The sequence below is a fragment of the Psychrobacter sp. Arc29 genome, from assembly GCF_041431175.1.
GTDB lineage: Bacteria > Pseudomonadota > Gammaproteobacteria > Pseudomonadales > Moraxellaceae > Psychrobacter.
This window is the reverse complement of record NZ_JASMRR010000007.1, coordinates 1-12,659: the sequence shown is the minus strand read 5'-3', so window position 1 is coordinate 12,659 and position 12,659 is coordinate 1. Positions and strand designations below refer to the sequence as shown.

13 protein-coding genes are annotated in these 12,659 nt (G+C 41.9%); 10 read left to right on the top strand and 3 right to left on the bottom strand.

The features are described 5' to 3' along the window. Window positions 1-34 precede the first annotated feature (34 nt). The 3 genes from iscX to QO189_RS10140 all read left to right on the top strand — a co-directional run bounded on the left by iscX (window position 35) and on the right by QO189_RS10140 (window position 1,357). Window positions 35-244, top strand: a complete 210-nt coding sequence (gene iscX, locus QO189_RS10150) for a Fe-S cluster assembly protein IscX (RefSeq protein ID WP_021812734.1) — start codon at window positions 35-37, stop codon at window positions 242-244. Window positions 245-310: 66 nt separating this feature from the next. Then, on the top strand, window positions 311-814 hold the full coding sequence (locus tag QO189_RS10145; RefSeq protein WP_371532650.1) for a GyrI-like domain-containing protein: 504 nt from the start codon (window positions 311-313) through the stop codon (window positions 812-814). 330 nt (window positions 815-1,144) lie between these two features. Beyond that, window positions 1,145-1,357, top strand: a complete 213-nt coding sequence (locus tag QO189_RS10140; protein WP_201512503.1) for a hypothetical protein — start codon at window positions 1,145-1,147, stop codon at window positions 1,355-1,357. A gap of 83 nt (window positions 1,358-1,440) precedes the next feature. On the opposite strand, the gene dapE is transcribed toward QO189_RS10140, so the two are convergent. The 3 genes from dapE to QO189_RS10125 form a co-directional block, all read right to left on the bottom strand. Then, entirely contained in the window at window positions 1,441-2,640 is a 1,200-nt protein-coding gene (gene dapE / locus QO189_RS10135) for a succinyl-diaminopimelate desuccinylase (protein ID WP_371532649.1), read from the bottom strand. A 134-nt stretch (window positions 2,641-2,774) separates the two neighbouring features. Further along, window positions 2,775-3,239, bottom strand: coding sequence for a hypothetical protein (locus QO189_RS10130; RefSeq protein WP_371532648.1), 465 nt, complete (start codon window positions 3,237-3,239; stop codon window positions 2,775-2,777). 57 nt (window positions 3,240-3,296) lie between these two features. Next, the gene (locus tag QO189_RS10125) at window positions 3,297-4,049 is read right to left on the bottom strand and encodes a 2OG-Fe(II) oxygenase (RefSeq protein WP_371532647.1); all 753 of its coding nucleotides are present in this window, start codon (window positions 4,047-4,049) and stop codon (window positions 3,297-3,299) included. Window positions 4,050-4,190: 141 nt separating this feature from the next. Here QO189_RS10125 and QO189_RS10120 point away from each other — a divergent pair, with 141 nt between their 5' ends. The 7 genes from QO189_RS10120 to cyoE all read left to right on the top strand — a co-directional run bounded on the left by QO189_RS10120 (window position 4,191) and on the right by cyoE (window position 12,213). Continuing rightward, complete coding sequence (locus QO189_RS10120) at window positions 4,191-5,078, top strand: 23S rRNA (adenine(2030)-N(6))-methyltransferase RlmJ (RefSeq protein WP_371532646.1); 888 nt, start codon at window positions 4,191-4,193, stop codon at window positions 5,076-5,078. Between the two features lie 127 nt (window positions 5,079-5,205). Further along, on the top strand, window positions 5,206-6,009 hold the full coding sequence (gene pssA / locus QO189_RS10115) for a CDP-diacylglycerol--serine O-phosphatidyltransferase (protein WP_371532755.1): 804 nt from the start codon (window positions 5,206-5,208) through the stop codon (window positions 6,007-6,009). 812 nt (window positions 6,010-6,821) lie between these two features. Beyond that, window positions 6,822-7,853, top strand: a complete 1,032-nt coding sequence (gene cyoA, locus QO189_RS10110) for a ubiquinol oxidase subunit II (RefSeq protein WP_371532645.1) — start codon at window positions 6,822-6,824, stop codon at window positions 7,851-7,853. Window positions 7,854-7,867: 14 nt separating this feature from the next. Continuing rightward, window positions 7,868-9,871 (top strand): cytochrome o ubiquinol oxidase subunit I, encoded by a 2,004-nt coding sequence (cyoB, locus tag QO189_RS10105; protein ID WP_371532644.1) that lies wholly within the window; start codon window positions 7,868-7,870, stop codon window positions 9,869-9,871. Next, window positions 9,868-10,575, top strand: a complete 708-nt coding sequence (cyoC, locus tag QO189_RS10100) for a cytochrome o ubiquinol oxidase subunit III (RefSeq protein ID WP_371532643.1) — start codon at window positions 9,868-9,870, stop codon at window positions 10,573-10,575. Before cyoB ends, cyoC begins: the two co-directional genes overlap by 4 nt. Next, window positions 10,572-11,147: a cytochrome o ubiquinol oxidase subunit IV gene (gene cyoD / locus QO189_RS10095; RefSeq protein WP_371532642.1), complete on the top strand. Its 576-nt coding sequence runs from the start codon at window positions 10,572-10,574 to the stop codon at window positions 11,145-11,147. The genes cyoC and cyoD overlap by 4 nt, the downstream gene beginning before the upstream one ends. Before the next feature lie 163 nt (window positions 11,148-11,310). Continuing rightward, the gene (gene cyoE, locus QO189_RS10090) at window positions 11,311-12,213 is read left to right on the top strand and encodes a heme o synthase (protein ID WP_371532641.1); all 903 of its coding nucleotides are present in this window, start codon (window positions 11,311-11,313) and stop codon (window positions 12,211-12,213) included. Window positions 12,214-12,659: the final 446 nt, after the last annotated feature.

Below are 12,659 nucleotides of genomic sequence, written 5' to 3'. Positions count from 1 at the left end.
ACTATTTCTAAAACGACTAAAAAAAGGTACCGTTATGACGCCACAAAAATTAAAATGGACAGACAGCTTAGATATCGCAATCGAGCTTTATGAAAAATTTCCAGAGACTGATCCGCAGTACATACGCTTTACCGATTTGCATCGCTGGGTGACTGAGCTTGAAGGCTTTGATGATGATCCACAAAAATCAAATGAAGGCATCTTAGAAGCCATTCAAATGAATTGGATCGATGAAGCCGACTAATCGACTCTATAACGTTGAGCAGTGTTATCCATAAAAATTCAATAAATACATTAAAAAGGCCGCATCATGACATCACAAATTAAAGAGCTGCCAGAAGCGATCGCTTGTCGCGGTATCAGCGTTCGTACCACCAATAACGCTGAGATTAGCCACGATACTGCCAAGCTTGGTAGATTATGGCAAAAGTTTTATCAAAATTATGCGGGCGAATTGCCTGAAGGTGAAGATATCTATGGTATCTATCATAACTATGAAAGTGATGATTTAGCAGGGGCGTTTGATGTTGTCGCTAGTTGGAAAACTGCCAGCGAGCAAAATGCTCAAGCAGACAGTGAAAGTACCGCCAGCACCAGTAATGTGGTAGAAGTCACTATTCCTGCAGGAAAGTACTTGGTATTTTCTGAAGAAGGCCATATGCCAAATACTGTCATGAATGCTTGGGAGAGTGCTTGGGAGTATTTTAATACAGCAGACTGTGAGCATACCCGAACATTTAATGTAGATTTTGAGCATTATATCGGTGGCAATCTAGAGTACGGTCAAGTGGATGTTTATATTGGTATTGAGTAAACCGATTAGACCGTAAAAAGTAAGTTTTATAAACTTCTGTCTGTGTTAACGCATTAGTTAGTGTCCTATATAAATCGCTCAATCACTTTTGAAGCATTGGTTGAGCGATTGGATTTCAGTATTTTCTCCGCTATTTTTCTTTTCTTGATGTAGCGTTAAACGATGAGCAGGTTTGTTTTATAAGAAACGACCTTATATATCTCTAAAAAACCCCTTCTCTTTCAAATAATTACATTACGAAAATTTACCAACCATCGTCTGCTTTACCGTATATTGAATACTATGTCTATATGAGAAAACTCTCAAAGACGCTAAAGATGGATAGCAAAAATGGACGATGATAATATTTCAGTTTACGAGTTAGGAATAATCAAAAATGCCTTGCGTGGACGAGTGGTTGATGTAGAAGATTTTAGAACAGAAGGTGTACTAAAGAAGGACGAGGAAGACATGAATGACAAAGTCGATGCTTTTCAAGCAGAGCTAATAAACATTCAGCAGAAACTTGAAAATATTTCGCCAGAAAAAGGTATTGACCTTTAAACAAACCACTATACTAAAAATAAATGCTCATAAAAAAAGCGCCATCTATAATAGACGGCGCTTTTTGCTACTAGAAATTAAAATTAATCTAGCAATAGATTTTCCAATATCCCTTCATAAATCTGCGCCAGTTTACCCAAATCGTCGACTTCTACTTTTTCATCTACTTGATGAATCGTCGCATTACGTACGCCAAGCTCGACGACTTGTGCCCCTGTCGGTGCGATGAAACGTCCATCAGATGTACCGCCAGAAGTAGATAATATCGTATCAACATTGGTAACTTTTTTGATCGCATTTTGGCAGGCGGAGACCAGTTTGCCTTCAGGAGTCAAAAACGGCTGACCAGATAGTTTCCAATGAATGTCATAACTTGCCTTGCTATTGGCAAAGTGCTTGTCAAAGATAGCATGGGTTTTCGCCTTTAGCTCGTCTTCAGTAGTTTCTGTCGAAAAGCGAAAGTTAAAAACCACGTTTAGCGTTTCAGGAATGACGTTGGTTGCACCTGTACCGCCATTAATATTTGATATCTGCAAGGAGGTGGCTGGGAAGTAGTCATTGCCATTATCCCATGCAGTCGACGTCAATTCAGCAAGGGCAGACATCGCCGCGTGAATCGGATTACAAGCCAAATGTGGATAGGCAACATGACCTTGTTTACCTGTGACAGTCAGCTCTGCGCCTAGCGAGCCACGACGACCGTTTTTGATGATATCGCCTAACGTATCCGTGCTTGATGGTTCGCCCACGAGACAGTAAGTGATCTTTTCTTGACGAGCCTCTAAAGTTTCAATCACTTTGACCGTACCGTTGATTGACGGCCCTTCTTCATCTGAGGTGATCAAAAAAGCAATAGAGCCATTGTGCTCAGGATGATTGGCAACGAAACGCTCAGCCGCAATGGTAAAAGCCGCAATGCCTGTCTTCATGTCTGCCGCACCGCGCGCCCATAGATATCCATTAGCAATGGTTGGCGTAAAAGGAGGATACGTCCAGTTTTTTTCATCACCCGTTGGTACCACGTCTGTATGACCGGCAAAGCAAATGACGGGATCAGTCGTACCGCGGCGCGCCCACAAGTTTTTAACTTCAGCATGTTCACCCTTTGCTTGCCTATCACCATAGTACATAAACTCGCAGTCAAAGCCTGCTTGCTCCAAACGCTCTGACAATATGTCTTGGCAACCATCATCGTCTGGTGTGACAGATGGGCGTTCGAGTAACGCAATACTTAAGTCTAAGGTTGCTTGCTGGTGGGTTTTACTATTGTTTTCTGAACTCATGACAGTCCTAGGTAAGTTGAGTTAATGTTTTTTGCTATAAAAGATAGCTCGTTTCTTATAAGGTCTATTTGGTACTAATTATTTATATGTTGCAAATATATAAAAGTTAATCGATTTCTATAGCTAAAAAAATATTAGTCTCTGTCTAAGTCAATTTTTTCATAATCACCATAAAATTTTGCTAAATACTCTGTAATACATTTTTCAGCTGGAGTATTACTATAAGTTTTAGCTTTGTCTCTGTCATAATTACTGATATTGCCACTAGCAAAAACAACTTCGCCCATTTGATAACTTGTTCCTAATAATTCTAAAGCTTTATTACTAATATCGAAAGTAGCATGTCCTTCTGGAAATACTGGCGTCATCCATCTTGTTCCATCAAATGCAAGCAGACAACCGTTCTCATACTTGAACTCAGTAGTGATAGTAGTTGGTGTAACTATCACAGGTTTTTCAGGGGTGGATTTTGGTAGGTGATAGGTAAAGAAAGGCTCACTGATTTGTTGAGTGAAGGCTTGATGATTAATAGTCGTGCAGCTTGCAAGCAAAGATAACATAATAACTAAAATAGAATGTCTGAATAGATTCTTACGCATTATTATTGTCCTTAATTAACAAAGCTTACTTAGAGCCGTAGCAAATGATAGATATACTCAGGGCGCAGCAAACAAAACTACAGCATCATCACGTCTTAGCCAAGTAGCAATAGAGTAACGCTGACGATGCGCGATCTGCACTTGATGCTGTAGGTCGCTATCAAAAATAATCAATCTATTGGCAACTGGCATCACTTCATGGTGCGTGCCATGCTTATCAACGACTTCTAGCGCACCGCCGTCAGTCGCTCCCCAATCATCATTGAGATAAAACACTGCCGAGATTACGCGTTCATCGCGCCCAGTAGGATTGTCGCTGTGCCATTGATAGCCAAAGCCAATCGGATAGCACGCATAATGTGCTTCACTATGGCGAATACCCGCGAACAAACTACGATTGAATAGCGAGGCCAAAGCATTAATGCTTTGCAGATAATAGTAGCCTGCAAAGAAGTCTTCGGTAATCCAGCGTATTCTATCACCGCGGATATCACTGATACGAACGCCAGCGGTCAGCTCTGCATCACGATAGTCAATAAAACCACTTTCTGCTTGTAGCGCGAGTAACGCTGTATCATCAAACACATTATCAATGACGAGCCAGCCATCAGTGACAAATGTATCAAGCTGCTTATCCGTCAGCCTATCTTCCCAGCTGACTGAAAAATCAGACAGTTGCAGCATCTTCTGGGTAGGCGCGTTTTGGGCGTCGTTATGACTGTTTGGAGATAGTAACGGAGGGTTGTCTTGTCCTATCGGATGATCAACGACCAACGCTGTCTTGCTCAGGTTGCTAATAATCTGCGTCATTTCATCTCATTCTTATCAATCAGTGGTCAATATAACGTCATTCAGTGCGTTTTTATTGAAAGCGCTTACTAAAACCACATTATCTTTTACTCCGCCTATGCTACCATAGATGCAATTTTTCTTATTTAAACTTTTGAGATTATGAACTATAAACACGCCTACCACGCTGGTAACTTTGCTGATGTGGTTAAACACATTTTATTGGTACAACTGCTTAATCAATTGGGGCAGAAAAACAAACCGTTTTATGTGCTTGACGCTTATGGCGGCCGTGGACTGTATTCACTAAGCAGTGAAGAAGCGCGCAAGACAGGGGAGGCCAAAGGCGGTATTCAAGCTTTTCTAAAAGCAGATACCGAAAAGGCACCAGCCGCTGTCAAAGACTATATGGAAGGCATTAAGCAAGCCAAATTCACTTACGACAATAAAGTCTATCCGGGTTCGCCGTGGTGGATTGCTCATCATGTCGAAAAAACCGCCGCTAAAAAACCTGATGCTGGCGTGCGCGCCGAAGCTTTTGAAGCCAAAGCGACTGAATACGATGCGTTGAACTATCAGCTACATAAGTTGCCGATTGGTATCCAGCATCGTGATGCCTTTGAAGGCATCACCGCTGTTATTCCACCAAAAGAAAAGCGCGGTTTGATTTTCCTTGATCCCCCTTATGAGCAAGAGCATAAAGACTTTACGCGTCTTATCGACCTGTTAGTTGCGGCTTATAACAAATGGCCACAAGGTACTTATGCGCTTTGGTTCCCAATCAAAAATATCGAAGCGGTCGAGTTGTTTTACAAAAAGCTCAAGCGTACCGAAATGCGTCGTCAGCTAGTTTGTGAGCTAAATATTTATCCTAACGATGTTGCGGTCGGTCTGAACGGTACAGGTCTACTGGTTATCAATCCGCCATGGCAGTTTGATAATCATGCACGCGAGATATTACGTTTCTTGCAGCCAGTACTAAAAGTAGAAGATGCTCCAGACTTAACGCCCGACAGTGCGACCAATGTACGCTGGCTGGTTGGCGAGTAACTGAAAAGCAATATTGGCCAATAAGGATATCAAGATGACGAATATGCAGCCACCTGAAGGCGAACCAAATAACATGCCTCCAAGAGAGGGATCGTTGCAGGATAATGCAGCGACCCAGCCTCCATACATGGATGAGCATGAGTTTAATATTCGTCTAGCAGACAATGACAATTACGATGGTTTGACTTTTGAGGTCGTTGAGGCAGAAGTCGCGGAAGGTAAGCGTGTGGTCAGTCGCGGTGTATATCTAGCACCCAATTTGATTACCACATTATCATTACTGTCAGGGTTTTATTCGATTTTAGCGAGTACGCAAGGCGAGTTTTACAAGGCGGCGCTTGCTATCTTTTTATCAGGTATTCTAGATGGTGCCGACGGCCGCGTTGCGCGTATGCTTAATGCCCAAAGCCCGTTTGGTGAGCAATATGATTCATTAGCAGATATGCTCGCGTTTGGTGTGGCCCCTGCTATTTTGATTTATAGCTTTGCGCTAGAGCCGCTGGGTCGTATTGGGATTGGTTGTGCGTTCGTCTTTACTGCCTGTGCTGCCTTTCGTCTTGCACGCTTCAACGTGCAGGTTGGCATTGTCGATAAAAAATACTTTGTTGGTTTGGCAAGTCCGCTTGCCGCCATTCTAGTAACCTCTGCTGTTATGGTCGCAGTTGATCACAATGAATGGATTGGACAGTATGATACGGCGATCATGTTTTTGTTCGCAGCTTGGGTGGTTATTTGTGGTCTGCTCATGGTCAGTAATGTTAAGTACTACAGCTTTAAAGAGTTTGATAAAAAGAAAGTGCCTTTTGTGGTACTTATTATTGGCGTCCTTGTCATGAGTATCGTGCTCTATGACATACCTGTTGGTATCTTAGCGATTGGTATCATTTATGCGTTATCTGGTATTGTGACTACGATCCGAGCAAAGATGTAAGAGTCAATATGAACGTTACTGAGATAAAAAAGGGGACTTACCGATAGGTAAGTCCCTTTTTTTATACTTTATTTACTATAAAAACATGGTGCTATTAAAGAATATTCTACTATCAGATACGTTTTATCCTCGCATAACAGCCATTCATTATATTTCTGAATAGAATGTACATCCAAACGAATATTTATGTATATGAAAGCTAATAAGCGCAAATTGATAAAACTTTCAAGCTTGATTTATAGATTTTGGATAGTAAAAATATGTTGTTTTATTTCTAGTTTATTGCAGATAAGATTTTCTAAAAAAAGAAGCGTATAGTGCCTGTGAACTAAAAAGGGTCGCATTTGATAGTTCTATACCCTATAGACAGCATGGAATAATGCTGTGGTAGCCAGACAGAATTTAGCCTCAGAATAAGCCACACTCAAATATCGATACCCTTTTAGTAAATCGATTTCCCAATCTTCTCAGTCTTGTACATCAATACAAACAGTACCTTATTGCTACTGTTTCGTCATGCTGTGCGGCTGATTTGATTGGGCAAATAGCGTTAAGACCTACTCTATTGATGATGGTCGCAATCTAGTGACCGAATGCATACTTCGTTGCTTAAAATTGTCAGCAGTGTTACCCATCAGATTTTGATTGGTAACAGTGCTGACATCATGCTAGCCAACGCGACTGAGAGTATAAATAAGGTCAAAAATTAGCGTCATCTCTTGACTGTCCATTGTAAGAATGTGACAGCCATGGAGTGTTTCTAACATTTAACATGTACTAACAAAACTGACCGAATATAAGGTTAATAAGGCATGACGTTTTTCAAATTACCGATCTGGCTAAAGGCCAACTTAGTGGTATTGATAAGCAGCTTGCTCCTGACCGCCTGTGATAAAGGTGTATTGCATCCTCAGGGTGCAGTTGGCGTGCAAAATAAAGAACTTATCATTGTTACCACTGCCTTGATGTTGATTGTGGTTATACCAGTCATCGTCATGGCGCTCTGGTTTACTTACCGTTATCGCGCGGATAGACCAGATGCTGATAAAGACTTCGACCCTCAGTGGTCACACAACACTTGGATTGAAATTTTAATGTGGACGATTCCCATTATTATTATTGCAATCTTAGCTGTGATTACTTGGCGCAGTACTCACGCGCTTGATCCTTATAAGCCACTAGATACTCAAAAAGACAATCCTCCGCTTGAGATTCAAGTTGTGGCACAAAACTGGAAATGGTTATTTATCTACCCAGAACAAGATATTGCTGTCGTCAATGAGCTTTATCTACCAGTAGATCGTCCAGTTAGTTTCAAAATCACTTCCGATACGGTGATGAATTCGTTCTTCATTCCTAGACTGGGCAGCCAAATTTATGCCATGTCGAGCATGGTGACACAATTACATCTGATCGCTAATGAGCCTGGTGTCTATAACGGACTTTCTGCCAACTATAGTGGTCCTGGCTTCTCGGATATGAAATTTTTGGCCCATGCTGTCGATAAGCAAGGTTTCGATGACTGGGTTTCTAAAATCAAAGCGGGAGACAATAAGGTTCTCGATACTGCGGTTTATGAAGAGTTATCGAAACCCTCAGAAAACCATGCCATCGAATATTTCAAATCGGCTCAGCCTGATATGTTTGACTATATTGTGAATCAGTATGGCTCAGACACAAAGCAACAAAATCAGTTTGTAGCATCAGATGAAGTCAATCAGCGTGATAATAAAAATGCTGTGAACAAGGGCTTAGAGTCTGATTTGAAGGATGACGGCGAAGGTAGCATTAACCCAGCAGCGCCATCGAATAAAGATGATGCGCAAGAAGCTGACGCTCAATAATAGGAAAGCTGATTATGGAAGCAATATTCGGTAGATTGTCCCTTGAGGCAATACCTTACCACGAGCCTATTATTATGGCGGCTGGTGGTATGATGGCCTTGGCTGGGCTAGCGGTTTTAATTTTTCTAACCAAAAAGAAGCTTTGGGGCGTTTTTTGGCACGATTGGCTAACCTCAGTTGACCATAAAAAAATTGGTATCATGTATATCGTCGTCGCGATTGTAATGCTATTACGCGGCTTTAGTGACGCTATTATGATGCGTACCCATCAGATGCTGGCTAACTATCCTGAGACAGGGTATTTACCGCCGCATCATTATGATCAGATTTTCACCGCCCACGGCGTGATTATGATTTTCTTTGTCGCCATGCCTCTGGTTGTGGGACTCATGAATGCGATCATCCCGCTACAGATTGGTGCACGAGATGTGGCCTTTCCGTTCCTAAATTCATTGTCATTTTGGCTATTCGTTACTGGTGCATTATTGGTCAACGTTTCGCTCGTCATTGGTGACTTTGCGGCAACCGGTTGGTTGGCTTATCCACCATTGTCAGAGCTGACATACAGTCCAACAGTGGGGGTAGATTATTATATCTGGGCCTTGCAGCTGTCAGGATTGGGAACCTTGCTGACGGGTGTCAACTTCTTAGTGACGATTTTAAAGATGCGTGCGCCTGGCATGAATCTGATGCACATGCCGATTTTTACGTGGTCAGCACTTTGTACCAACATTTTGATCGTTGCTGCTTTCCCTGTATTAACGGCAACGTTGGCGATGCTAACGCTAGACCGCTATCTTGGTATGCACTTCTTTACCAATGATGCAGGCGGCAACGTCATGATGTATATCAATCTGATTTGGATTTGGGGTCACCCAGAGGTATATATCTTGGTACTACCAGCCTTTGGTATTTTCTCAGAAGTCATCTCGACTTTCTCGCAGAAAAAGCTGTTTGGCTACGTCAGTATGGTCTATGCCTTGATGGTTATTGCTATCTTAAGTTTCATCGTTTGGTTGCATCATTTCTTTACCATGGGTTCAGGCGCCAACGTCAATGCCTTCTTTGGTATTACCACCATGATTATTGCCATACCGACTGGGGTTAAGGTCTTTAACTGGCTCTTTACTATGTATCGAGGCAAGATCGTCTTTGGTACGCCAATTTTATGGACGCTTGGCTTTATCATTACCTTTACCATTGGTGGTATGACGGGTGTCATGCTGGCGGTTCCTGGGATTGATTATGTTTTGCATAACAGTCTGTTCTTAATCGCGCATTTCCATAACACCATTATTGGTGGTGCGGTATTTGGATACTTTGCGGGTATTACCTTTTGGTGGCCAAAAATGTTTGGTTATCGTTTGGATGAGAAGTGGGGCAAACGTGCTTTTTGGGGCTGGCTCATCGGCTTCTTTGTGGCCTTCATGCCGCTGTACGTTTTAGGATTTTTCGGTATGACGCGTCGTACCAATCATTATGCCAATGATGTTTGGCAGATATGGTTGATCGTTGCTGCGGTTGGTGCCTTTATTATTCTGTTCGGTATTGTGAGCCAATTGATGATGTTCTATGTCAGTTATCGCGATCGTGAGCGTCTAGCTGATGTTAGTGGTGATCCTTGGAATGGTCGTACGTTAGAGTGGAGCACGCCATCACCTGCACCGTTTTATAACTTTGCTCAACTGCCTGTTATTAACGATCTTGATGCCCTAGCGCATCTTAAAGACAGCGGCTGGACGTCAGATAAAGCGCCCAATTACTATAGCCCAATACATATGCCAAAAAATACAGATTCTGGTGTGATTATTGGTTTATTGACGTTCGTCTTTGGCTTTGCTTTTATCTGGCATATCTGGTGGTTGGTAATCGCCTCCTTCTTAGTCATCATTTTCTTTGTTATTCGTGAAGCCAACAAACGTGATATCGATTACATCGTACCCGTTGATGAAATTGAAAAAATTGAAAATGCTTATTATAAGCGTCTTCGTACGGCTCACGCAGGAGACGGATTATGAGTAGTACCGAAACTATGCACACGCATGAAGTAAATAGTAATTTGCCAGACGACAACGGCGAGGAGTTGTTGCCGTCTGATGATCATCACAAAGGCAACATAGATTACTTTAACCATAGTGATCCTCATCATCCAGACCATTTGGATGCGCAGGGCAATAAAGTACTCGGTTTCTTTGTTTACTTAATGACGGATTTGGTTCTGTTTGCCACGTTTTTTGCCGCTTATGCGGTACTAAAGGTTGGCGTAGCAGATGGTCCAAGTCCTAAAGATATTTTCGACCTTAAGTTTGTTTTGGTTGAAACGTTCTTGCTACTGATCAGTAGTATCACCTTTGGTTTTGCCATGCTTGGTGCTTATCAAAAGAACATGTCAAAGCTTAAGCTATGGTTGATGATTACTGCGCTATTCGGCATGGGCTTTATTGGGATGGAGATTTATGAGTTCCATCACCTCATTGTCGAAGGCTTCGGGCCTGATCGCAGTGCCTTCTTATCGAGCTTCTTTAGTCTGGTAGGTTTGCACGGTATTCACGTCACGGTCGGTATCTGCTGGTTACTATTTATGTTGTTCCAGTTGAGCAAATTTGGTCTTTCTGAGCGTATGATGACGCGTTTAAGATGTTTAAGTCTGTTTTGGCACTTTTTGGATATCGTGTGGATTTGCGTCTTTTCGCTAGTGTATCTGGTAGGAGTGGCATTATGAAAAATGAAAATTTGCATGCAGCCGAGCACGCTCATGCACATGGCGATGTAAGTCACGGCCAGAGCAGTCATGGAAGTAAAAAGAGTTATATTATCGGCTTTGTACTATCAGCAATTCTGACAGTGATTCCATTTTGGCTAATTATGAGCAATATAATGTCAGGCATGAGCGCGATTTGGATGATTGCTGTTTTCGCTGCCGCGCAGGTTTTTGTGCAAGTGTACTTTTTCTTGCATGTGGACTTTAGCCCTGAACAACGTAATACGCTCTATAGCTTCTTATTCACATTGTTTGTGGTAGCGATTGTTATGGTTGGCTCATTGTGGATTATGCACAACGCCAACGAAAACATGATGCCTGGCATGGGTAAAATGCAGATGGACATGGGCATGAAAATGCCAACCAATGCAGATGGTACACCGAGATTGGATCGTGAGCTTGAAGGTTTTGAAGATAAGTTAGATCTACCAGAGACTTACCAGCCGTCTAATCAAGGTTCGCCTGCTGATACATCACAAGAAAATCACTCGGACATGGCTGATCATTCAGACATGACCGATATGCAACAGTAAGTTCCTAACTTTCTTATTTGCGCCGCAAGCTTGCGTATATAAGTTATCGCAAATGTCTAATGATGAGCTGTTATATATTTTTATATATAGGCTCATCATTCCTAAATGGCACTGTTTCATCCATAGGGTACAGGCATTTGAAGATATTAACTGATGGACTATCATGAATAAACTTGCACAGTTAAAACTCGATGTCGCCAAACAACCGCTTGTTCAGGTCATCAAACCTGGCATTGTGTTTGGTAACGCTATCACCGTTTTGGGTGGCTATTTTTTAGCGGCCAAAGGCAATCCCGATTGGTTGATATTGCTTCAAGCCTTGATTGGAACTTTGACCGTGATAGCGTCTGGTTGTGTAATTAATAACATCATCGATCGTGATATTGACTCGAGGATGCAGCGCACTTGTGACCGTGTTTTGGTGACAGGTGAGCTCTCTATTACCAATGCAATGCTCTATGCAGTATTACTACTAGGTATCGGCGTCGTATGTTTAGCAGCTACCACGCCACTGGCTTTATATTCAGCGTTATTTGGTTATGTCGTTTATGTCGGATTTTATAGTCTGTACTTTAAGCGACACTCCGTTTGGGGAACATTCATTGGTAGTTTTTCTGGTGCTATTCCGCCAGTGATTGGCTATGCTGCTTTGACGCCGTCTATTGATGGGGTGTATTGGGTGCTATTTGCCATGTTTGCTATTTGGCAGATGCCACATGCTTATGCCATCGCTGTTTTTCGCAAAAAAGACTACAGTGCAGCCAGTATTCCTGTATTACCAGTCAAGCACTCCTTTAGAACGACTCAGTGGCACATTACGATTAGTATTGCCTGTTTCTTAGTCGTGGGCAGTTTGCTCACAGCGTTGAACGCAACTGGCTATTGGTATTTGGGCGTCCATCTACTGTTGTCAGGCTATTGGTTAGTTATTGCTATGAAACCGATCAAGGTCACTAGTGAACAAGACCGAGTCCAGCAGCAGATTAAGTGGGCGTATAAGATCTTTGGACTATCGATTATCATCATGATGGCACTATGCTTAATGATGGCGATCGATTATGTATAAAGCTTCGTAGTAAAAGATACTGTTGATTAATATCACTAAAAAGCCACTAAAACCAATAGTGGCTTTTTTTATGTCTATTCCATTTTATGTCTAGCCTTTTAACAGTAGTATCCTAAAAGCATCGCTAAACCCTATTTTGCATAACCATTGTCAAGTAAGTAAAATTATTAAAGTATATGATCCATTGAAACATCTTCACTATTTAATTTATACCAAACTAATTAGAAAGATCTCCACAATAAACCCTTGACCCAGCCTCAAACCCGCGTATAATGCCACCCAGTCGAAAGGGAAGGTAGTGAAGAAGCTTAAGCAATTAAGTTATTTCAAACTAAATAGAAAATACCTCTTGACTAAATAAATAAAGGGTCTATAATACGCCCTCATCAGACGGACTGGCAGTGAGAGATGTGTAGATTACACATTGATAACGCGGTTAACCTGTT

Coding starts and splice junctions, on each gene's coding strand:
- dapE (WP_371532649.1), bottom strand. CDS start 2,640: ATGAGTTCAGAAAACAATAGTAAAACCCACCAGCAAGCAACCTTAGAC.
- cyoB (WP_371532644.1), top strand. CDS start 7,868: ATGGAAGCAATATTCGGTAGATTGTCCCTTGAGGCAATACCTTACCAC.
- cyoD (WP_371532642.1), top strand. CDS start 10,572: ATGAAAAATGAAAATTTGCATGCAGCCGAGCACGCTCATGCACATGGC.
- QO189_RS10130 (WP_371532648.1), bottom strand. CDS start 3,239: ATGCGTAAGAATCTATTCAGACATTCTATTTTAGTTATTATGTTATCT.
- pssA (WP_371532755.1), top strand. CDS start 5,206: ATGGATGAGCATGAGTTTAATATTCGTCTAGCAGACAATGACAATTAC.
- QO189_RS10125 (WP_371532647.1), bottom strand. CDS start 4,049: ATGACGCAGATTATTAGCAACCTGAGCAAGACAGCGTTGGTCGTTGAT.
- QO189_RS10145 (WP_371532650.1), top strand. CDS start 311: ATGACATCACAAATTAAAGAGCTGCCAGAAGCGATCGCTTGTCGCGGT.
- iscX (WP_021812734.1), top strand. CDS start 35: ATGACGCCACAAAAATTAAAATGGACAGACAGCTTAGATATCGCAATC.
- cyoC (WP_371532643.1), top strand. CDS start 9,868: ATGAGTAGTACCGAAACTATGCACACGCATGAAGTAAATAGTAATTTG.
- cyoE (WP_371532641.1), top strand. CDS start 11,311: ATGAATAAACTTGCACAGTTAAAACTCGATGTCGCCAAACAACCGCTT.
- cyoA (WP_371532645.1), top strand. CDS start 6,822: ATGACGTTTTTCAAATTACCGATCTGGCTAAAGGCCAACTTAGTGGTA.
- QO189_RS10120 (WP_371532646.1), top strand. CDS start 4,191: ATGAACTATAAACACGCCTACCACGCTGGTAACTTTGCTGATGTGGTT.
- QO189_RS10140 (WP_201512503.1), top strand. CDS start 1,145: ATGGACGATGATAATATTTCAGTTTACGAGTTAGGAATAATCAAAAAT.